Raw genomic sequence first — 22,122 nt, 5'->3', positions numbered from 1 at the left:
TTAAATTTGTTTTATGGAAAGTATAGGTTAGCAGGAAGTTTTAAGTAGATATCAATAGGATTATGCATATGCACTTTAGTATTAAACGTGAACAGTTATTAACACCTCTACAATTAGTAACAGGTGTAATTGAACGCCGTCATACACTACCTATACTTTCTAATGTTTTATTAACAGTAGAAAATAATCAATTATCTCTATTAGGAACGGATTTAGAGGTTGAGCTTATTGGTAAGGTTTCTTTAGAAAATGTAAAAGAAGAAGGTGAAATTACCGTACCTGCTAAAAAATTAATGGACATTTGTAGGAGTTTACCTGCAGAGTCTTTAATCGATATAAAGTTAGATGAACAAAAACTTTTGATTAAAGCAGGTAGATCACGTTTTACATTATCAACATTACCAACGAATGACTTTCCAACTGTAGATGATGGGCCTACTTCATTAAAATTTGAAGTTGAACAAAGTAAATTACGTAGAATTATTGAACATACTAGTTTTGCTATGGCTCAGCAAGATGTACGTTATTATCTAAATGGGATGCTGTTAGAATTAAGTAATAATTATTTAAGAACAGTAACGACAGATGGTCATCGAATGGCTGTTTGTTCTGTTTCTTTAGAATTAAATGATGCAATTTCAGAAAAGCAACAAATTATTTTACCTCGTAAAGCTATTTTAGAATTAGTTAAATTATTAACTGATCAGGAAGCTAATGTGACAATTGTTTTAGGCGAACATCATATTCGTGCCACAGCGGGTGATTTTACGTTTACCTCAAAACTCATTGATGGTAAGTTTCCTGATTATGAAAGAGTGTTACCTAAAGGCAGTGATAAAATCATCATTGCTGATCGTCAAGCATTAAAAAATTCATTTAGTCGCGCTGCTATTTTATCCAATGAAAAATACCGTGGAATTCGTTTAAATTTAGAAAATGAATTACTAAAAATACAAGCTAATAACCCTGAACAAGAAGAAGCAGAAGAAGAGGTTGCTGTTGAATACACAGGCGCTTCACTAGAAATTGGCTTTAATGTTAGTTACTTATTAGATGTACTTAATGTAATAACGACAGAAAAAGTACGTATATTTTTAGCAGATTCTAATAGCAGTGCATTAATACAAGAAGAAGACAATGGTGATTCTTCTTATGTTGTTATGCCTATGCGCTTATAAGGCTAAATGTCGCTTATACGCCTTGATATTACTGGTTTACGTAATCTTAAACCAGTAACATTGTCCCTATCTCCTCACGTCAATATATTTTATGGAAATAATGGAAGTGGTAAAACTTCTGTTTTAGAGGCTGTTTACTTACTAAGCTTGGCCAGATCATTTAGAAGCCATAAAATTAATACGGTCATTAATTATGATGTTAGTGATTGTACTATTTTCGCAAAAGTACAACAAACAGCGAATGTGACTCATCAATTAGGTATTAATAGAAATAAACAAGGTGATTTACAAATTCGTCTAGATGGACAAACGGTTCGTACAGCTATACAACTTGCTGATATTCTTCCTTTGCAAATTATTAATCCAGATAGTTTTCGTTTATTAGAGGGTTCACCAAAGTTAAGAAGGCAATTTATTGATTGGGGAGTATTTCATTCTGAAAAAAGGTTTTTAGCTGCTTGGCAACGTGTTCAAAAATCTTTAAAACAAAGAAACTCATGGTTAAGGCAAAATAAAAAAGACTTTAATGAATTAGCGGTTTGGAATAATGAGTTTTGTAATGCTAGTGAAGAAATTGATTTATATCGTAAACAATATATTGAACAACTGTTGCCTATATTTGAAAAAGTTTTAGCTGAGTTACTTGATATAAAAGATTTTACTTTAAGCTATTATAGAGGTTGGGATAAAGAAACAAAATTAGAAACCATTTTGAATAATACTTTAGAAAGAGATTTGCAAATGGGACATACTCAAGCAGGCTCGCAACGTGCAGAATTGAGATTAAAATTAGGTGGTTTTAATGCCGCGGATGTGCTTTCAAGAGGGCAACAAAAGTTAGTAGTCTGTGCATTAAAAATAGCACAAGGATATATCATTGATAATTATAAAAAAGGGCAAGTTATCTACTTGATAGATGATTTAGCCTCAGAATTAGATGAGAAACACCGCACATCATTATGCCGATTATTAGATGATTTAAAATGCCAAATATTTATAACCGGTGTTGAAAAAGAACCTATTTATTCTTTATGGCAATCTCAAACAAAAATTTCAATGTTTCACGTGGAACATGGTCATATAGCTGCTGTTAATGAACATTAAAATATTCATATTCATCTATTTTTAATGGCTTTATAAGGCGTATTAAAATACAATACTACCTTTATAATTACTATTGACTTTACATTAGTAGATATAGATAAAGATTTTAAAAATATTATATTAAATATATTTTTATTCTATTTATATAAATTATTAACTGGATCAGTTTAAATGACGATTGATAAAACAGCTACAATTCATCCGTCTTCAGTTATTGAAGAAGGGGCTATAATAGGACCAAACGTAAAAATAGGCCCTTTTTGCTTTATTGCTTCACAAGTTGAAATAGGTGAAGGTTCTATTCTAAAGTCTCACGTTGTTATTAATGGTATTACAAAAGTTGGCAAAAATAATAAATTTTTTCAATTTACATCCATTGGTGAAGTCAATCAAGATTTAAAATATTCAGGTGAACCAACAACAACAGAAATAGGTGACAACAATACCTTTCATGAAGGTGTAACTGTACACAGAGGAACTGTCCAAGATAATGGTAAAACCATTATAGGCAATAATAATTTATTTATGGTTAATGCACATATTGCTCATGATTGCTTGGTAGGTAATAACTGTGTATTTGCTAATAGTGCAACATTAGCTGGACATGTCACTGTAGGAAATTACACTATAATTGGTGGTCTTAGTGCAATACATCAGTTTTGTCGTATCGGAGACAATGTCATGATGGGAGGAGGATCTTTTGTGGTTAAAGATATTCCTCCTTACATCATTGTGCAAGGAAATCATGCAGTACCCTTTGGTATAAATGTTATTGGCCTAAAAAGGCATAATTTTTCCGATGAAAATATACAAATTATTAAAGATTGTTATAAATTACTTTATCGCCATGGGTTAACATTAGAAGAAGCTAAAGAAAAAATTCAAGAATTATCTGTAAAATATGATGTGGCTAAAAATTTCTTAGACTCGCTACTTAATTGTTCATCGCGTGGTATTGTTAGATAGTAGTTATATACTGAATCATTATGGTAAGTTAAATGATCTATTATATTAATAATACATAATACGATAGTATTTTAACATTACCATTAGTTTCAGATATACAATAGGAAAATTTAGAAATAATCTTCATCTTTAAATAAATTTAGTTCTTAAAGAATATTTTGCAACTAACTTTTAAATCTAATAATTTCTTTAATTTTGGCAATATTAGTATAAACTTAATCTAATATATAATAATGAGATTAAGCTAATTTTTTTTATTTCAGTCGTATTTATTTCCAGCATTTTCATAAAAATATTTGTTTCACGTGAAACAAGTACTATATAATTTTTTAAAAATCTTGCACTAAAGTATAATATCTGCTTTTAATATTATAAAAGGGAATTAGTATGTTTTTTATCTGGGGGAGTGGTGGTGGTAGATCTGAAGAAGGCAATTTGCCGGAGGTTTGCCAGTGTGATACATGTAAAAATATTACACAAATGAAAGGTGTTATTTATTATAGATATTTTCATCTTTGGTATTTATTTAGTTTTTTAACTTCAAAAAAATATGTTTATGAATGTAGCCATTGTAATAATGGTTATCAAGTATCTAAAGAAGAGTTTTCAAAATATTTTAAGAAAAACCATATTCCTTTTATTAGAAAGCTTGGTTGGTTAATTGTTGTTGCGATTATTGCAGCATTTATTGTGTTTGGGAGTTACTCTTCATCACAACATCAAGCACAAATACAAAGCTATTTAGTTACACCACTAGAAAATGATAGATACCTAGCTAATCTAGCACAAATTGATAATTCAGGTTATGACGATCAAAAAAAGGCTTACGGAATATTAAAATTACAGAAAGTTTTAGACAATGACAAATACTATTTTACTGTATCTACTCAAGCATCAAATAAAAAATCTGGGTTAAATAAGATGCTAGAACGAAATTCAATAAAATATGATGAAAATGATGTTATAACATTAACTAAAGAACAAATAACTTCCCTGAAAGATAAAAATATTATTTATGATATTATTAGAAACTAATAATAAACAATAATTTGCAGAGATTAACAACAAGAATATAATAAAAATGGTATAATTAATCCAGATTAATATAGATTTTAAAAGATATAATGTTTCACGTGAAACATTATATCTTTAAATAGCTTAATAAGCGTTATTTGGAGTAATTTCATGACTGAAAAACACGAATATGATTCGTCCAGTATTAAAGTTCTAAAAGGATTAGATGCTGTACGCAAGCGTCCAGGAATGTATATTGGAGATACAGATGATGGTACAGGATTACATCATATGGTGTTTGAAGTTGTTGACAACTCCATTGATGAGGCACTAGCAGGTTATTGCAATGATATCCATGTAATTATCCATAGTGATGAATCAATTACTGTATCAGATAATGGACGCGGTATTCCTGTTGATATGCATGAAGAGGGTGTATCTGCTGCTGAAGTTATTATGACAGTGCTCCACGCTGGGGGTAAATTTGATGATAATAGCTATAAAGTATCTGGTGGACTTCATGGCGTAGGGGTATCTGTTGTTAACGCTCTTTCGGAAGAACTTATTCTAACTATCCATCGAGATGGAAAAATTTGGGAACAAACGTATTCACACGGAGTTCCACAATCACCCTTACACGAAATAGGTACAACCGATAGAACAGGAACACAAGTTCACTTTAAACCTTCATCTGAAACTTTCTCAAATATACTGTTTGTATGGGATATTCTGGCAAAACGTTTACGAGAACTTTCATTCTTAAATTCAGGTGTGGGTATTTTCTTAAAAGATGAAAGAACAAGTAAAGAAGAAAGCTTCAAATATGAAGGTGGCTTAAGTGCATTTGTTGAGTACCTTAATAAAAATAAAACCACCGTTAATCAAATATTCCACTTCACATCAAACCAACGAGATGATGGTATTACTGTTGAAGTATCACTTCAGTGGAATGATGGATTTAACGAAAATATACTTTGTTTTACCAATAATATCCCCCAACGAGATGGTGGTACACACTTAGCAGGATTTCGCTCAGCACTAACGCGTAACCTAAATAACTACATTGAGCAAGAAGGATTAGCTAAAAAATTTAAAGTTAGCACTACGGGTGATGATGCTCGAGAAGGGTTAACAGCTATCATTTCAGTTAAAGTACCTGACCCTAAATTCAGCTCACAAACCAAAGATAAACTTGTTTCATCTGAAGTTAAAACAGCTGTTGAACAAGAAATGGGTAAATACTTTGCTGATTTCTTATTAGAAAGCCCTAATGATGCAAAAACAATTGTTGGTAAAATGATTGATGCAGCGCGTGCCCGTGAAGCAGCAAGAAAAGCACGTGAAATGACACGTCGTAAAGGTGCACTAGATATTGCAGGCCTACCTGGGAAATTAGCAGATTGCCAAGAAAAAGACCCAGCGCTTTCAGAACTCTACATTGTAGAGGGAGACTCGGCGGGAGGTTCAGCTAAACAAGGGCGTGATCGTAAAACACAAGCTATCCTACCATTGAAAGGTAAAATTCTTAATGTAGAAAAAGCACGTTTTGATAAAATGCTATCTTCACAAGAAGTGGGCACGCTCATTACAGCATTAGGTTGTGGAATTGGCCGTGAAGAATATAATATAGAAAAGTTACGTTACCACAATATTATCATCATGACCGATGCGGATGTCGATGGTTCACATATTCGGACATTATTATTAACTTTCTTTTTTAGACAAATGCCAGAGCTATTAGAGCGTGGTTATATCTATATTGCACAACCACCTTTATATAAAGTTAAGAAAGGTAAACAAGAGCAATACATAAAGGATGAAGAAGCATTAGAAGAGTATGTAATTCAATTAGCATTAGAAAATGCCAGTTTACATGTTAATGAAAACGCACCACCTTTAGCAGGTACACAGCTTGAAAAGCTAATTAATGACTATCGTCAAATCATGAAAACCTTAGATCGTTTATCAAGGCTTTATCCAAAAGATTTGACTGAGCACTTTATGTACATGCCAAAAGTTACATTAGAAGAGTTAAGCAACCAGCAAGCCATGCAAACGATAGCTAATAACCTAATGGAACGTTTAAAAGCGGATCATCAATCAGGTTTAGAGTACAATGTAACATTGCATCATGACGAAGAAAAAAATCTATGGTTACCTAAAGTAAAAACAATTTCTCATGGATTAGTACATGATACATTATTTAATCGCGAATTCTTTGCGAGTAATGATTATAAATCAATTACAACCCTAGGTGAACAACTTAATAACCTTCTTGAAGACGGTGCTTATGTCCAGCGTGGTGAACGCACCAAAGCAGTAACTACCTTCAAAGAAGCTATGGAATGGCTAAAAACAGAAGGTGGCAAACGCTACGATATTCAGCGCTATAAAGGACTAGGAGAAATGAATCCTGAACAATTATGGGAAACTACCATGGATCCTAATACTCGTCGTATGCTACAAGTCACTATTGAAGACGCTATTGCAGCAGACCAAATCTTTAATACCCTAATGGGCGACCAAGTAGAACCAAGAAGAGAGTTTATTGAGACTAATGCATTAGCTGTATCAAACTTAGATGTTTGATTGATTGTTTGTGTCGGTTCTCATAATTAATGAAATAAATTCTCAAAATAGTGAAACCATTTCTCATAATAAGTGAAATGGTTTCTCATAAATAATGATAAATCTTCTCAAGATTAATGAAATAAAAATAAAACTTAATAAAAGATTTAATATCTTTGTAGGGACTAATAATATAGATAATATAACAAATATTAACAGTCAATAATTTTTTAGTGAAATTTGATGAGTTTGATTTGAATGCTAATAAATATAACTATGTTGTGTTAATAAAATATAAAAAATAAAGCTGTAGTATATAAAGAAACCATAGGTTAATTTTTAAATAAAACAATATGTTATAATTTTAAAAAACTAAAATTTTTATTTTATTTTTATCAAAAAAAGTTTATCCTTTACTTATTCAATACATTAATAAACTAAACGGATATGACACCATTTGCTAATTACTTTGAAAAATTAAGACGAGTAAGAAATCTCCAACAGAAGCAGGTTGCTGATGCATTGGGAATAACTGCTTGTTATGTAAGTGCAATGGAGAAGGGTAAAAAAGGCCCACCTACTGATAAAGTTATCAAAAAGATAATCGATGCATTCAGACTAAACGAAGAACAACAGACAGAACTTTGGCTAGCTGTTGAGCAATCTATGCCTATTAGGAAGCTTCCTAAAAATATTAGTTTGGAAGAATGTGCCCTTATAAAAAACTTATGGGACAAATTAGGAACATTAAATGAAGATCAGGTAGTAGTTATCAATAGAGTTTTAAGAATGAATCAAACCTATGATAGCTCACAACCTAAATGGAGGTTCTAAAATGTAAAAACGGAGCACAATATGGTTAATTGGCCCCGTTATATTTGCAAGGATGTACCTTACGATTGAGAACCTTAAGTATCCCCCTTCTTATATAACACGTCAAGTTAACCTTATTTAAATAAACCATAGTCAGTCATATTGATTACTAATTTAGTAAGGATTATCTATGTCTTTAAAAAATGCTGCTGAGCCAAATAGCACAGCACAAAGGATAAACTCATCCTTAAAAAACACCTCAAGTACGAGGGTTAGGGAGCCTATTACCCGATCTAGAGGTAAAGTAAGAGGGCAATTTCCTTCCACCAAAATGGGGCGGATGATTGCATGGGAGTCGCAATTAGAGCGTAGAGCTTGTTATCTTTTTGAGTTCTGTAAAGCAGTAGAAGCCTTTCGAGAACAGCCTATTCGGCTTTATATTCCTTTTAACGAGGTAATAAAGCGATATACCCCTGATTTTGAGTTGATTCTGCAAACAGGAGAGATTTGGTATGTAGAAATAAAACCTGCTAATAAATTGCTAGATTTGTCGTTATTAGCTTTCTGTCAAGCAGCCTCTAAAGAATTAGCCAATAAAGGCTATGCGTTTGTCATTATTACTGACCAAGAACTAAACCATCCGATACGTGAACGCAATCTTGTTCGATTAAGGCGTTATCAAGATATTCCTTTATCGAAAGCACTTATCATGCAAGCCATTTATTGGTTAAGTCAAAAAATCGATTGTAACTTAACTGAATTAATTCGTTACACGGGTTCTTACCAACAGGCCTATAGCTTACTGGCCCAAGGTTATCTCTCTTTCAATTTAGAACAGCCACTGACTGATCATACACCTATTTATATTAAGGAAAATACCCATGAAAATAGCCTCTTTACAGGTAGGACAAGCCCTGATTTTAGACCAAGAACACTGCACCATCGTTAGGATTACAGAAAATGATCTCTGTTCCCTAGAAAGAACCAAAGATCGCGCTATCTTGACTCGCACAAAAGCAGAGTTAATAAATTTATTCTTGATCGAAAAGGTAGTTTTCCAAGGCAAAGAAACTGATAAAAAGCCGACTGATACGAATAAACAAGCCATGGATTTAAAGACACTCCCTGAAAAGCAACAAATCATTGCTTTAAAACGCTATGAATACATTAAAGAGGCTGAAAAACAACATCTAGAACCTTGTTGTGTAGGACTTGAGTCTATCATTGCCAAGGTCAGCCAACAACTAGCTGATAACAATCCTCCCTCACCAATAACAGTCTATCGTTGGTGGCAACGTTGGCGAAAGGGCGATCGCAATATTACCTCACTTGTTAATTATCAGAGGGGAAGTAAAGGTCATCGCAAGTTCAATGATCAGTTTAAAGCATTATTTAATGAGTTATTAGAAGCTATTTACCTTAAAAGAGAAAAATGTACTCGGCAAAGTTTTCATTTAGCGCTATGCCATAAAATTAAACAACATAATCAAATAACTAGAGAGCCAATAAATATCCCAAGTCAAGCTACTAGCTATAGAATGCTAGACAATGTCGATAAATACACCGTAATGGCAGCCAAGTATGGTCGTAGAAAGGCAGAACAATATTTTAGAACGGTGGGTAAAGGTATTGTTCCAGAGTATATTTTAGAGCGAGTCGAGGTAGATCATACACCATTGGATGTCATGGTGGTGGATGAAATAACAGGATTAGTTATTGGTAGGCCTTATTTAACTTGTTTATTTGAAGTAAAAGCACGTATGCCGCTTGGCATAGAAATAGGCTTTGAACCACCTTCTTATTTGTCAGTTATTCGAGCATTGAGGCAAGCGATATTGCCAAAAGAATCTATAAGCCAATGCTATCTTGAGATTAAAAATACATGGCCTGCTTTTGGTATCCCTAACACCTTAGTGTGTGATAACGGTTTAGAATTTCATTCAGCACAACTAACAAGGGTCTGTGCAGAGCTCAATATAGAACTGATTTACTGTCCTAAACAACAACCAAACTACAAAGGCAGTGTGGAACGTTTCTTAGGCACACTCAATAACCAAGTGTGCCATCAATTAAAAGGCACTACCTTTTCTAATATTAATCAAAGAGGTGATTATAACTCTGCTCAAGAAGCTTGTATTACTTTAGAACAACTGAAAGAAATCATCTACCAATGGCTGATAGATGATTATTGCCAATCCCCCCATAAAGCATTAACAGCTAATCCTTTGATTGCTTGGCAAGAAGGACTGAAACAAACAGAACCTTCTTTACCTGAAAGCAAACAAGCCCTAGAACTTATTTTAAGTCATGAAGTTAAGCGTAAATTATCACATCAAGGTATCCAGTTTTTACAGCTTTTTTATAACACAGAAGAATTAAGGACTATCCGTATAAGGTATGGAAACCAATCCAGTGTTACGATTCGAGTTAATTTAGAAAACCTAGGTAAGATATGGGTGTATGACCAATATTCAGGCCAGTATCTAATAATTCCTTGTACTGAGCCAGAGTATGCAGAGGGAATCACCCTAAGACAACACAAAGCGGTATTGAAGGAGCGGATTGCGCATAAACATGATCGTATTGATACAGAGAGTTTGTTTCAACAAAAAGAAGCCCTAAGACATAAAATCCAACAAGCCAATCAAACCAATTCTTTAAGAAAAAGAACGCGAGCTAAGCGACTCAATACACCTGCATTGAAAGCAGCTTACGACATCAATGTGGATCAACTACCCAATATTCCAAAAGCAGAAGCAGGTTTTCTACTGGATGACTTGGATATCCCTGATTTTGCTATCATGCCACCCCATGAGGATCAATAATGAAAGATCAAGCATGTAATCTGTTTAACACCATCGCAAGGGTAAAACAGCTGGTGATTAGGCATCCTCAGTTTGAGCAAGCGTATCAGCAGATAATTACAGCGTATAACATGAATTGTCAGGTTGGTATTCCTCAACATCTTGTTTGTGTAGGGGGAGCAGGTACCGGCAAATCTACTTTAACGCAAGAACTGGAAAAAGCCCATCCGCGTATTGAACAATCAGGCAATACAATTATCTCGGTTCTTGTGATTGGAACACCGGCAATGCCAACTGTTAAAAATCTAGCAGAAGCCGTGTTAGTGAAATTGGGCGATCCACTGTTTTCAAAAGGATCAGCCATCGATAAAACGAATCGAATCGAGGTATTATTCAAACAGTGCCATGTCAAACTCGTCGTCTTTGATGAGCTACAACATTTTATTGATCAAGGTAAAACCCATAATACGTTAAAGGTGGCTGATTGGCTTAAAACCGTTATTGATAAAACCAAGGTATCAACAGTGTTAATGGGACTAGAGCGAAGTGAGCAAATTTTACAAGTCAATGAGCAACTTAGGCGAAGGTTTAGTCGACGGATTGATTTAAAGCCTTTCGCCTTAGATGAAGTAGCAGACTGGCAATATTTTATAGGAATTCTTAAAAAAATAGATCAAGAAATAGCACTGCCTAAACCTCTCGAACTAACCGATAAATCCCTTATCAGGTGTATTCATTTTGCTACCAACGGCATCATCGATTATATCGTCAAACTATTATTAGGTGCTTATGAAGTAGCTTATGAAAACAACTTACTTGGCATAGACCAATACTGCCTAGAAGTAGCCTTTACCAAGCGTATTTGGGTACATGGTATCGGCCATCTTAACCCATTTAATAATGCCTTTAAATGGCAACGGCTGGATAAAAGAGGGATGCCTTTTCATAAGGCGAGTATAAATATCCTTGAGGTTAAGTGATGAGAAGACGTAATGAATCTAAAGAGCTTAGTTTGTACAAACCCCTTATAACTTTTATAGCTTATGAAGATGAGTCACCCACAAGCTACCTTCTACGCTTAGCAGAAGCGAATAGTTATAATTCTGCTAGTTGGTTAATAAGAACTGAGAGCGGTGGCTATAAAGGAGGCTTACTCAACTATAATAAAACGTTTCAGCTATTGGTTAACTTCCCTTGGACAGGCTTTCACTATTTAGAGAAAATCAAAGAGCTCTGTTCGCTGCCGACTAATAACTTAGTCAATAATGGACTCAGGTATTGTCCACTGTGTTTAAGAGAAAATAGATACTATCGGATGATCTGGCAACTAAAATCATCGTTTGCTTGCTTAAAACATAAAGTCTGGCTAATAGATAGTTGTCCACAGTGTGGTGAAATAATCCAAAGTAAAACGAACCTTTATTGCCCCTGTAAAAATGGTCATCTGGTGTCAAAAAATCAAGCGATAACAGAAGAAATACCAAGGGAACTTTATTTATTACAACAGTATTTATTAAGTGGATATTTATCTAAACCTGAAAGCACTTATAGCTTATTAGCAAACAAAGCAAAAATAACGCTTCAAGAAAGAATAGAGTTATTTTTATTTCTAATCAAATGGCCCCATAGTGTTCCGAAACTAGAAGGGAGAAGTTACTCTAAGCATTATAAGATAAAAGAACTAAAGCCTTTGCTTGAGGAGTTAGCTAGTATTTTATTATCTAAAGGATTAGGCTTTTGGCGATTTCTTTACAAACTCAATCAGTTCGATAAAACAAACCAAAGCGTAGTAAAATATAAACCTGTCTTCGTTAAGTTCTATAGGGATTTTTATAATCAGTTTAATACACCTCAATACCGCATCTTTAGAGAAATTATTGAAAAATTTATTAGTTGTTACTGGCAATGGCAGATTACTAAGCGAAATGTTTTTTATAATGAGAAATTTGCAGATAATTATAATTGGATACCAATTAAACAAGCTACGCAAGAGTACTCTATTTCGCCAACACTGCTTAAAAAAGCAATAAAAGAAAAGTTAGTGATTAGTTCAATTAGTAAAAAAGAAAATAGAATATTTACCTTGGTGCATGCAGAATCAATAAAGATGCAATTACATAAGTTGCGTAACATTGTCAATTTTACAGAGGCACAACAAAGATTAGGCCTCACTAAAAAACAATTTAGTCAGATAATAGGCTCAAATCATTTTCCTGAAGCTAAAAGGCCGGGTTATGATTTTATAAAATGGCAGTTCTCAAAAGAAAGTATTGAACACTATTTACGTTGTTTATTTAAAAATAAAACCCCTATACAAGAAGAAGCTGTCACTATTGCTGAGGCAATGAAAGTAGTAGGAGGGAGCGTAAGACCTGCTTTACCTAAACTACTAGAAAGTATTAAAGAAGGTTTTATTTCTGTCACGATACAACGTGACAACTATAAAAATATCAAATCACTTAGAGTTTCGCGTGAACAACTAAAACAATGGATTGTTGATAATGATGATATGAAAGACTACTTAACCATCCCTCAAGTAGCAAAGCTTCTTAATATCAATCAAGAAATTGCTTATCAATTAGTGAATATAGGTTTAATAACCTGTCAACTGGATAACAACAGTAAAAAAAGATTCGTATCAGAAACATTTTTAGAGTTATTTACTAAAGAATATGTTTTTTTATCAGAGATAGCTAAAGCTATTAGAATAACCTCTCGTACGTTAATAACGTATTTAGCAAAAAAAGAAATTTATCCTATTGATCACTTGAGTGATAAAAAGCTTAGGCTTAAAGTGTTTTCTAGAGAGTCATTAAAAGAAATAATAATATTAAAGGATATTGTGTAATTGATAATTATTGTAATTAGATAAAAATATTTCAAGATAACTATAGATGAAGAATGCAAGTTTTGAGATAGGAAGTAAATTTTATACAACAACAGGACAATGTTGGTTATGCACTGATGTTGGGATAAGAACTATCCTAGCTATTGAATTAGACCCTAAACTAGATAAAAATTGGTTTAAAGGCCCTCCATATGCCGTTAAAGAAGTTGTATTTGATGAAGAAGAAATGGAAATGTGTTTCAGAAATGAGGAAGAACACATAACAGAAAGATTAGAAAACCATATTAAATCAAATCATCCAAGTTTTTCTGCTGAAGTTGTTTGGAAAATGATGGATATACGACATCAGTTTAGTGATTACCCTCATAAAAGACTGTTTCGTATTAATAGAGTAGATGAGTCTGGCGAAATCTACCATCCCTATGCAGCAGAAAAAGAAGGTGATGAATGGATGATATTAGTTTATTTGCCTTTTACTGGGGAGTTTAAGAAAGTTAAAGAATCTATATTTATTGGTTATGATTTGGCTACTGAAGAGGATTTATTTCAAAGGAAAACGAAGCTATAAATAATAGCATGATAAAATAAATAAAATTGAATAGGGATTGATAACTAGGACAATGTATATATGAACAAAACGTCTGAGATTCTCACTTTTCTAGAAAGTGTTAATTCGTATGTGTAACCAGAGAAAAGCAATGTAAATATTTTCAGTGAATATTGTTTTCTTGTAGATATTATATTGTATGTTGTATCAGCAATTATGGATTATCTATGTTTCTACACTACCTAATAGTATTAAGCTAATGGGAGTATTATTAATATTTAGTGTTATTCTTATTTTAATTTTTATCTTCAAGGGATACATACAGCCCAATATGAATACAATTGTATCTTGCAATCGGTTCAGTGCCAATAGCAGACAATTCAGCTAATAATTAATTAGCTCACAATATTCTCTAACTCCCTAAAATAAATCTCTCAAAATACTTCCAGTATTACCTCATCATTTTGTGGTAATAAGAGATTTTAAATAATCAAAAACCGTTATATCATCGAATTAATTCATAGCGTCTAAAAGTTCTTGCTCAAGCCAAAATAACCTTCCAATAAAAAAAGTTAATATTTTCCCATCATGACAGAAGTATGGGTATAAAATGAAGTTACAACATAGTCGGCAGGCATGGCATGATGCTTATTATCCACAGATAAAGTCAGCTAATGTTTGGGGGGAGCAAGTATTAGCTTTTAGTCATTATCCTTGCAAAGCATTAAAACACCATCATGACTATCAACTCATACACAACTGTTTAGCGGGTAAAGTACAGCAGGCAATTTCCAAGTTACCTAAAACCTTACAAAGTTTCGGACACTATCTTTATTCACCGTTGTCTACCAGCCGTGATCTTAAAGTCGCTCATCAACTGGTTAAATGTATTTATAACCAGCAAGCACCGATAGTTTCTGACTCAGAGCAGCAAACAGTATTAGACTATCTCATTTTACTGGCTATCAATAATTATCGTAGTTTTATCATGGGACAAAAAAAACTGGTTAAGACATTAAAAAAGATTAATCAGCAACTACAAGCTTATGGACAAACAGTTATTGTTAGTAATGAATGGAAAGTGTTCTGGCAACCATTGTACAGCCGATTGTTGAGTATTTGTGAGGCATTAGACCAACAGGCCCTAAGCCCCGTGGAACAAATCATAAAAGAAACCAAACACAATCTAAATCAAAGAGGAAGCAATGTCAGACAAAGATCCTAACTTTTGGCAATCCGTTTATACAGCACTAATCACCAACCAAACATGGCAAGGAGGGATTTTAGCGACCATTATTGCTAGTCTCAGAGTGCTCTATGATGATCAAGAAACGAAACTCTTTAGAGTACTTCTCGAAGCCTTTCTGTGCGGTGCTCTGGCTTTGTGCGTAAGTAGCATTGTTGAAATGCTACACTTACCGGGCAGTGCAACTGTTACCATTGGGGGAGCGATAGGTTTTCTCGGCGTCACTACTTTACGAGACAACTTATTAAAAGTAATCAATCAAAAAATGGATAAACAATAGCATCAAAAAAAGGAAAATCATCCCTCCTGATAAAACAACGGATGAGCAATCATTAATCAGTAATACACTCAACCAAAAAAACCGCCTAATGGCGGTTTTTTTATAGGCATAAAAAGATGCGGTGTTATCACACCAGTCCTTTATGCAAAACAACTTAAGCAAAAAGGTAAAAAATACAATGAAACTAAAACATTATATACTACCATTCACACTGGCTGTTTGTGCTAATACAGCCCTGAGTGAAGATTATGGGTGGTATCATCATCCTCTATCTCTCGTTGGACCCTTTAGTAGTCCAGAAGAGCTTTGTGCTTCCGAAGGCGCAGGTATACTGGATATGGATCCAGTCGGGCTAATTTCTTGGAATGGAACATCAGCTGGAAGGTGTGATACTCCTGGGGGACTTGGTTTTTTTAGATTAGGAGATAGCTGCCCTACTGGAAAAGTTTATGATTATAAGCAAATGTCCTGTGAGCCGCCTGAGCCTAATTCCAAAAAAGAAAACTGTCCAGATAGCGGTAAAGATCCTGATGGGCAATGTTATCCACAAAATGACCCAAAGAGCTGTCCAGATATAGCGGGCAATCCAGTCTTTATTGCTACGGGTCAAAAAGTAGAAATCGTTACAGATATTACGCTACCTAATTCAGCACTCAACTTTACTCGAAACTACTGGAGCAGTCGCTTAGACACTGACACCACGGGGTTGGCATGGCAGCATAACTGGCAAATGCACATCAAAGAACTCCAATCCAGAGGCCGTATTAAACTATACCGCGATAACGGTCGAGGCATCATCTTTACACCTCGCAACGGACGTTGGGAAAGTGATAGCAAAGATACAGAAGTCATCACAAAACTGACCAATAACCAAGGTTGGAAAGTACAAACAGCCACAGGGGAAATAGAGCTTTACAATCATCTAGGCCAGCTAATTAGTTATGAAAAACCAGGTGTCCCTACAGTAACTTTGATTTATAACGCGAACCAACAACTAATAAGTTTAAAGGATACAAAAGGCCGAAGTTTAGCGTTGACTTACAATGCTAAAAACTTAATCACTAATGTCACAGCCAGCAATGGAAGTACCATCATCTACAGCTACGATACACAAAATAGACTGATTAGCTTTACCAAAGAGGGCAATAAACAAACCTATCACTATGAAAATACCAAACATCCTCAACTATTAACTGGTATCACAGATGAGCGTGGTATACGTTATGCCACATGGACATACAATGATAACGGGCAAGCCATTAGCAGTGAACATGCGGGAGGAGCAGAAAAATACACCTTTGAATACCTGCCTAATAACCAAACTCGCGTAACCAATCCATTGGGTAAGTCGGCACTTTATACGTTCCAAGATATTCGTTTAGAAAAGAAAATTAAAAAGATCGAGGGACAAGCGATTAACTCCTGTACCGCTACAAGCCAATCCTTTAACTACAATGCGAAAGGACTGGTTGTTTCAGAAAATACCAAAAACAATGCCACTATCTACTACGAATACAATGACCGTGGGTTACAAACCAAACGTAAATTCGACGGCAGTGTTTTAAGGTATGAAAGCACGACTAAATGGCATAACACTTTACCTTTACCAATAGAAATCAACAATAATGGACAAAGACAAAGCTTCCAATACGATAGCAATGGACGACTAGTTGAATATACCAATGGTTTTAAAGATCAGAGTGAAATCAACAAAGGTCAAGATGTGGCACTATTGCAATTTGATGACTTTACTGATGAGGCAGGCAATATCTGGCAAACTATAGGTAATCCACAGATTGTGGATGATGCTGTGATGGGGAAAGCTTTATACCTTGATGGTAAATCTTATTTAACTACCTCCATGGATAAGTTCCAATTTGGTACAGGAGATTTTACGATTGAGTTTAGAGCAAAAGTAAAACCGAGGGTACCTTCATCAGGAGAAGCCTATGTTTTTATTGATATGATGAATATGGCAACCCCTGACTCAAGCATTAGCATTTATGCGACAAATTCCAGCCCAAAAGGTGCTTTAGTTTATCATGCGTATCAGTCAGCAAGTGTTGGAATGGTACATGGCTACCCGAACAATTTAAATATACTAGATGATCAATGGCACCATATTGCTTACGTTAGAAAGAATAATGTCCTAACGGTCTACTATGATGGAGTGAAGAGACTCACTTTAAATGATTCAATTAACTATCAGTTTGATAAAGAGTCAACAAAGTTAACAATTGGAGCGCGAAATGTTGGTGAATCAAGCACCGTAGAAGGTTATATTGATCAAGTTCGTATCAGCAAAGAGGCTATTTATACAGAAAACTTCGCTCCTAATGATGAACGCTTTGAACTCAACAATCATGAAGTAGAAAATTATAAAGGCAAAGATGTTGCATTATTGCAGTTTAATGACTTTACTGATGAGACTGGCACCAAGTGGAATAAAGTAGGTAATCCTCAAATTGTAGATGATCCTGACACTGTAACAGGTAAAGCGCTATATTTAGATGGTAACTCGTATTTAACAACTCCTGTTGATAAATTCCAATTTGGTAAAGAAGACTTTACGATAGAGTTTTGGTTTAAAGCAAACACTGGCAACGTTGCCAATCTATTTATTGATATGATGAATACTTCTAGTCAAGGGTCATCGTTAAGTATTTATCAAGCAGGCAATAGCTATAATGGTGTATTGGTTTATCATGCCTTTCAATCGCGTGAAACGGGAATGAGCCACGGATATCCTAACAATCTGAATGTAGGTGATAATAAATGGCATCATGCTGCTTTTGTGAAGAAAAATGGTGTGGTTTCTATTTTTGTGGATGGAGTTAAAAAACACACGATCAACGACAATATTGATTATGCTTTTTATCCCGAAGACGTAAAGTTAGCCATTGGAACACGAAATAGCGGAAAAGACGGTTACTCAATGAAAGGCTACCTAGACCAAATTCGCATCAGCAAACGAGCTATTTACAATGAAAACTTCACCCCTAGCCGAGAACCCTATGTTTTAAACCAAGGTGTGACCAATCCATAAATCAACAACCTGTTAAAAACTAACAACACATAACAAACACACAAAACAACCTATACCGTTAAAGCCTAAATGCTACACCACAGTCCAAAACACAGTGGTGACGGTGTTGTTTTGTCTTTAATTTAATAAACACAAGGAAAGACAATGAAAAAGCAATACATTCCGTTATTGCTAGCGTTAGCCGTGTCCAATGGTTACGCTGAGCAAACGACTAAATACACTTACAATAATGATGGGCAAATCACCCGCATTGATGGCCCAAGATCCGATCTACAAGACATCACCCAGTACACCTACAATACTGACGGTTTCTTAAGTACCGTCACTAACCCCTTAGGCCAAAAGGTGACCTACAGTAATTTTGATAAAAAAGGTAATCCACAAACCATTACCGATGCCAATGGTATAGCCAGTACCTTAACCTATACTGCACAAGGTTGGGTAAATAGCATGACCACAGCAGGGGCAAAAACAACGTTGACCTACGATAAAACTGGTCAGATAACGATGGTGACAATGCCCGATAACAGCACACTCACCTACACATGGGACAATGCCAGACGCTTAAGCAGCGTAAAAAACAACCTAAACGACAGCATCACTTACACTTATGATGCAATGGGTAATCGTACCCAAGAAGTGACTAAAAAAGGAACAGTCATCACAAAGCAACTCAAACGCCAATTTGATGAGCTAGGGCGTGTCCTCAAAGTAATAGGAGCAAACAACCAAACGTATCAATACAGCTACGGTACACACAACCAACCCCTTTCAGAAATAGACCCTAAAGGAACAAAAATAACCCATGATTATAATGAAGAAAACTACCTAACAAGAGATCGTTATAGTAATGACTACACTTACCATGACCGTAACGTACACGGCGATGTGACCCGAGCCAAAGACTTTTCTAGTGGCAATACATGGTTTACTTACGATGATATCGCACAGATAACAGAAGAAAAGAGCACCGCCAGAGGATTGACCAGCTACCAATACGACAAGGCAGGCAACCTCATCAAACAAACTAATGCCCGTGGCAATATGACCCAATACAGCTATGATGCATTAAATCGCTTAACAAAACAAATATACCCTAACGATACCTCGTTAAATGCAGACTTTATTTATGACCAAGCAGCCCTAGGTTTTTATAATATTGGATTCTTAACCACCGTCAATGATCCTAGCGGTAAAACCCAATATAACTATAACAACCAAGGGCTTGTTGCACAACAAAAAAATCAACTCACACTCGATGGGGCCCCATTAGGAACACAACAAACCACCACCTATACCTACGACAAAGCAGGCCGAGTACTGACGACTAACTTAGGTACACTTAGCCTAAGCTATACCCGTAATGCAGGTGGACAAGTGATGGCAGTCACCATGACCAAAGCAGGAACCAATACTGTATTGGCCAACAATATCACTTACAGTCCTTTTGCTGAAAATATTACAGGACTAACGTGGGGTAATGGACTAACGTTGACCCGTAATTACAATCTTGATGGGCAAATTACTCAACAAAAAGTTGGTACAGTAACGATAAACTACCAATATGATCTCAACGGTAATATCACACAAATGACTGATAGCCAGTTTGGTACAACCAACTATCAATACAATGATCTTAACCGCCTAACCCAAGAGCAAGGAACAGAGACCACCAAATATACCTATGACATTGTAGGCAACAGAACTACCCGTCAAAACAGTCAAGGAGCACAAACCATAGGGTTTGATACCAATAGCACTATTTATAACACCAATGGTATCTACCATACCAAAGATGTGATGAACAACATCACAGGCTACAAAGACAAAACTCAGCGTTTTGAATACGATGAAGCCAATCGATTTGCCAAAGTTATCAAACTAGACGGCACTCAAGAAAGCATTCTGGCACGCTATATCCACAATGCTTACGGTGAACGGGCTATCAAAGTGAAGCAGGATGGCAGTATCAGCACCTTTGGTTACAACGGACAAGGTCAACTGATCCAAGAAACCCAATACAGTGCTACAAAACAAAAAATAAAAGAAACTTATTGGGTATGGGTCGGTATAATGCCTATTGCTCAGATAGACATTCCTTTTAGCAATAATGTGGCGGGTGCGCAAACTATCAGCTATTTACATGCCGATCATCTTAATACGCCACGCTGGGCAACCAATACCGCTAAACAAACGGTTTGGACTTGGCAAAGTGATGCCTACGGCACTACAATGGCTAACGAAGATCCAAGAAATACCGGGACTAAAACCACGGTTCCACTGCGTTTCCCTGGGCAGTACTTTGACCAAGAAACGGGTTTTCATTACAACTACTTCAGAACCTACATCCCTGATTTAGGACGTTATAGTCAAAGTGACCCAATTGGCTTAGAGGGTGGGTGGAATACTTTTGTTTATGTGGATGGGAATCCTTTGCGGTGGAGTGATGCGTTAGGGCTGAAAGAATTAGGTCAAGACGGTTGTGAGAAGTTAAAGTTATTAATAGAGCATGATGATCAATGCTCAAGCCCTTTATGTACGACATTATCAAGTAATTATAATCCACTAAGTTTTAAAGATGAAATGTTAGGATTAAATTATGATTTTCCTAGTGTAGGTGGGCCTGTTGATATTGACTGGATGCTTAGATTATCAGGAGGTTCTTTAGGATATATACCAGGTTTTTCTCGAACTCAATATTGGTTTTCTAAGATGGGATGGAATATTCTACATTTTAATAATCCAAGTACTAACTTAAATAGTGGTGGGCATGGAAATGCTCCAGCTGCAACATATCAATGGATGAGTTCTGGAATGAAATTGAGAGAAATATTCGAACCATCAATTGAGTTTTGTAAATGTAAGTTTGATATAAAAATATAAGTTATTAACTCAGAGGGTTATTCTATTTTTAGTCAATAACCTTCTACTTATTTAATGTTATCTGTATGCGAGATGCGAGGATGTGATATGAAAAGGAAATACTTAGATATGGTTTTGACTGTATTAAGAGTTTTTGTATTTAAAGTTCTATTTTTCTTGTTTTTAACTTTTTGTTTTCTTCATTTTTTATCATTTTATGATGCTAGGTATGCCAATAAGGATATTTTACACAGTGATTTTCGAATAGCTATTTTTAAAAAGGATGGGACATTTTATCCTCTACAATTATCAGGCCTGGATAAGCTTACAACAGGTAATACATCATTCTTTTCAAAAGAGGCTAGTGGTAAAAAAAGCTGGTTTGAACAGGGCACACCTTTTTGTTTTTCCTATAATATTTTAAAAAATGATGGGATAAGTCAAATTGAAACAAAATTAAAAACAGATGATCGAACAGTATGGTCTACTTACGAAGTTATAAATGGCAATATAATACCTATAAAATCAAAGATATATAGTTTTGATTACATGCCGATGGCTGTTATATTGTCAGTATTTATCATGCTTTTATTTAATACTCTCAAAAAAGTAATTAAAAAGTTTAAATAATATAACTATAATTGTCTAAAGTGACGGGTATTTAAAAGTTCAATTATCTGCTAAGTAATCGTTTTTATAATAGATATTTAGTTAAACTATAATTAATAGATTGTAGTTTACAGAGAGGATAAGAATGAAAACAGATTTATAGTTTTATGATAATATTTAAAAATTAAAAAGTACGAATAAGAGCTAGCAAAGCTTTATATCATCAGTGAAAACGTA

At 34.8% G+C, this 22,122-nt stretch carries 16 protein-coding genes; all 16 read left to right on the top strand.

Annotated elements, in window-relative coordinates:
- Positions 1-68 precede the first annotated feature (68 nt).
- The 16 genes from dnaN to DM558_RS12270 all read left to right on the top strand — a co-directional run bounded on the left by dnaN (position 69) and on the right by DM558_RS12270 (position 21,906).
- Complete coding sequence (gene dnaN, locus DM558_RS12345) at positions 69-1,178, top strand: DNA polymerase III subunit beta (protein ID WP_127164280.1); 1,110 nt, start codon at positions 69-71, stop codon at positions 1,176-1,178.
- A 6-nt stretch (positions 1,179-1,184) separates the two neighbouring features.
- Positions 1,185-2,282 carry a DNA replication/repair protein RecF gene (gene recF / locus DM558_RS12340; protein WP_127164279.1) on the top strand — a complete coding sequence of 366 codons (1,098 nt, stop codon included), beginning with the start codon at positions 1,185-1,187 and terminating at the stop codon, positions 2,280-2,282.
- 171 nt (positions 2,283-2,453) lie between these two features.
- Positions 2,454-3,248 (top strand): acyl-ACP--UDP-N-acetylglucosamine O-acyltransferase, encoded by a 795-nt coding sequence (gene lpxA, locus DM558_RS12335; RefSeq protein ID WP_127164278.1) that lies wholly within the window; start codon positions 2,454-2,456, stop codon positions 3,246-3,248.
- Positions 3,249-3,635: 387 nt separating this feature from the next.
- Entirely contained in the window at positions 3,636-4,283 is a 648-nt protein-coding gene (locus DM558_RS12330) for a zinc ribbon domain-containing protein (RefSeq protein WP_127164277.1), read from the top strand.
- A 150-nt stretch (positions 4,284-4,433) separates the two neighbouring features.
- Entirely contained in the window at positions 4,434-6,851 is a 2,418-nt protein-coding gene (gyrB, locus tag DM558_RS12325) for a DNA topoisomerase (ATP-hydrolyzing) subunit B (protein ID WP_127164276.1), read from the top strand.
- 426 nt (positions 6,852-7,277) lie between these two features.
- Entirely contained in the window at positions 7,278-7,664 is a 387-nt protein-coding gene (locus DM558_RS12320) for a helix-turn-helix domain-containing protein (protein WP_127164275.1), read from the top strand.
- A 169-nt stretch (positions 7,665-7,833) separates the two neighbouring features.
- A complete protein-coding gene (locus DM558_RS12315; RefSeq protein WP_127164274.1) occupies positions 7,834-8,592 on the top strand; it encodes a TnsA endonuclease N-terminal domain-containing protein in 759 nt (252 codons plus the stop codon).
- Positions 8,525-10,468: a Mu transposase C-terminal domain-containing protein gene (locus DM558_RS12310; RefSeq protein ID WP_127164273.1), complete on the top strand. Its 1,944-nt coding sequence runs from the start codon at positions 8,525-8,527 to the stop codon at positions 10,466-10,468. The genes DM558_RS12315 and DM558_RS12310 overlap by 68 nt, the downstream gene beginning before the upstream one ends.
- Positions 10,468-11,427, top strand: coding sequence for a TniB family NTP-binding protein (locus DM558_RS12305; RefSeq protein WP_127164272.1), 960 nt, complete (start codon positions 10,468-10,470; stop codon positions 11,425-11,427). Before DM558_RS12310 ends, DM558_RS12305 begins: the two co-directional genes overlap by 1 nt.
- A complete protein-coding gene (locus DM558_RS12300; RefSeq protein ID WP_127164271.1) occupies positions 11,427-13,295 on the top strand; it encodes a TniQ family protein in 1,869 nt (622 codons plus the stop codon). The genes DM558_RS12305 and DM558_RS12300 overlap by 1 nt, the downstream gene beginning before the upstream one ends.
- Before the next feature lie 46 nt (positions 13,296-13,341).
- Positions 13,342-13,863: a hypothetical protein gene (locus tag DM558_RS15710; RefSeq protein ID WP_177412511.1), complete on the top strand. Its 522-nt coding sequence runs from the start codon at positions 13,342-13,344 to the stop codon at positions 13,861-13,863.
- Between the two features lie 589 nt (positions 13,864-14,452).
- Positions 14,453-15,067: a hypothetical protein gene (locus DM558_RS12290; protein ID WP_127164270.1), complete on the top strand. Its 615-nt coding sequence runs from the start codon at positions 14,453-14,455 to the stop codon at positions 15,065-15,067.
- Positions 15,048-15,368 (top strand): phage holin, lambda family, encoded by a 321-nt coding sequence (locus DM558_RS12285; RefSeq protein WP_127164269.1) that lies wholly within the window; start codon positions 15,048-15,050, stop codon positions 15,366-15,368. The genes DM558_RS12290 and DM558_RS12285 overlap by 20 nt, the downstream gene beginning before the upstream one ends.
- Positions 15,369-15,546: 178 nt before the next feature.
- Positions 15,547-18,414: a LamG-like jellyroll fold domain-containing protein gene (locus DM558_RS12280; RefSeq protein ID WP_164731459.1), complete on the top strand. Its 2,868-nt coding sequence runs from the start codon at positions 15,547-15,549 to the stop codon at positions 18,412-18,414.
- Between the two features lie 144 nt (positions 18,415-18,558).
- Positions 18,559-21,297, top strand: a complete 2,739-nt coding sequence (locus DM558_RS12275; protein WP_127164267.1) for an RHS repeat-associated core domain-containing protein — start codon at positions 18,559-18,561, stop codon at positions 21,295-21,297.
- A gap of 87 nt (positions 21,298-21,384) precedes the next feature.
- On the top strand, positions 21,385-21,906 hold the full coding sequence (locus DM558_RS12270) for a hypothetical protein (RefSeq protein ID WP_127164266.1): 522 nt from the start codon (positions 21,385-21,387) through the stop codon (positions 21,904-21,906).
- Positions 21,907-22,122: the final 216 nt, after the last annotated feature.

Origin of the sequence: Entomomonas moraniae, assembly GCF_003991975.1 — a bacterium.
GTDB lineage: Bacteria > Pseudomonadota > Gammaproteobacteria > Pseudomonadales > Pseudomonadaceae > Entomomonas > Entomomonas moraniae.
This window is presented reverse-complemented; position numbering and strand designations above follow the sequence as displayed.

What these genes read in the sequence shown, in the direction of transcription:
- dnaN (WP_127164280.1), top strand. Translation starts at nt 69, where the DNA reads ATGCACTTTAGTATTAAACGTGAACAGTTATTAACACCTCTACAATTA.
- recF (WP_127164279.1), top strand. Translation starts at nt 1,185, where the DNA reads ATGTCGCTTATACGCCTTGATATTACTGGTTTACGTAATCTTAAACCA.
- lpxA (WP_127164278.1), top strand. Translation starts at nt 2,454, where the DNA reads ATGACGATTGATAAAACAGCTACAATTCATCCGTCTTCAGTTATTGAA.
- DM558_RS12330 (WP_127164277.1), top strand. Translation starts at nt 3,636, where the DNA reads ATGTTTTTTATCTGGGGGAGTGGTGGTGGTAGATCTGAAGAAGGCAAT.
- gyrB (WP_127164276.1), top strand. Translation starts at nt 4,434, where the DNA reads ATGACTGAAAAACACGAATATGATTCGTCCAGTATTAAAGTTCTAAAA.
- DM558_RS12320 (WP_127164275.1), top strand. Translation starts at nt 7,278, where the DNA reads ATGACACCATTTGCTAATTACTTTGAAAAATTAAGACGAGTAAGAAAT.
- DM558_RS12315 (WP_127164274.1), top strand. Translation starts at nt 7,834, where the DNA reads ATGTCTTTAAAAAATGCTGCTGAGCCAAATAGCACAGCACAAAGGATA.
- DM558_RS12310 (WP_127164273.1), top strand. Translation starts at nt 8,525, where the DNA reads ATGAAAATAGCCTCTTTACAGGTAGGACAAGCCCTGATTTTAGACCAA.
- DM558_RS12305 (WP_127164272.1), top strand. Translation starts at nt 10,468, where the DNA reads ATGAAAGATCAAGCATGTAATCTGTTTAACACCATCGCAAGGGTAAAA.
- DM558_RS12300 (WP_127164271.1), top strand. Translation starts at nt 11,427, where the DNA reads ATGAGAAGACGTAATGAATCTAAAGAGCTTAGTTTGTACAAACCCCTT.
- DM558_RS15710 (WP_177412511.1), top strand. Translation starts at nt 13,342, where the DNA reads ATGAAGAATGCAAGTTTTGAGATAGGAAGTAAATTTTATACAACAACA.
- DM558_RS12290 (WP_127164270.1), top strand. Translation starts at nt 14,453, where the DNA reads ATGAAGTTACAACATAGTCGGCAGGCATGGCATGATGCTTATTATCCA.
- DM558_RS12285 (WP_127164269.1), top strand. Translation starts at nt 15,048, where the DNA reads ATGTCAGACAAAGATCCTAACTTTTGGCAATCCGTTTATACAGCACTA.
- DM558_RS12280 (WP_164731459.1), top strand. Translation starts at nt 15,547, where the DNA reads ATGAAACTAAAACATTATATACTACCATTCACACTGGCTGTTTGTGCT.
- DM558_RS12275 (WP_127164267.1), top strand. Translation starts at nt 18,559, where the DNA reads ATGAAAAAGCAATACATTCCGTTATTGCTAGCGTTAGCCGTGTCCAAT.
- DM558_RS12270 (WP_127164266.1), top strand. Translation starts at nt 21,385, where the DNA reads ATGAAAAGGAAATACTTAGATATGGTTTTGACTGTATTAAGAGTTTTT.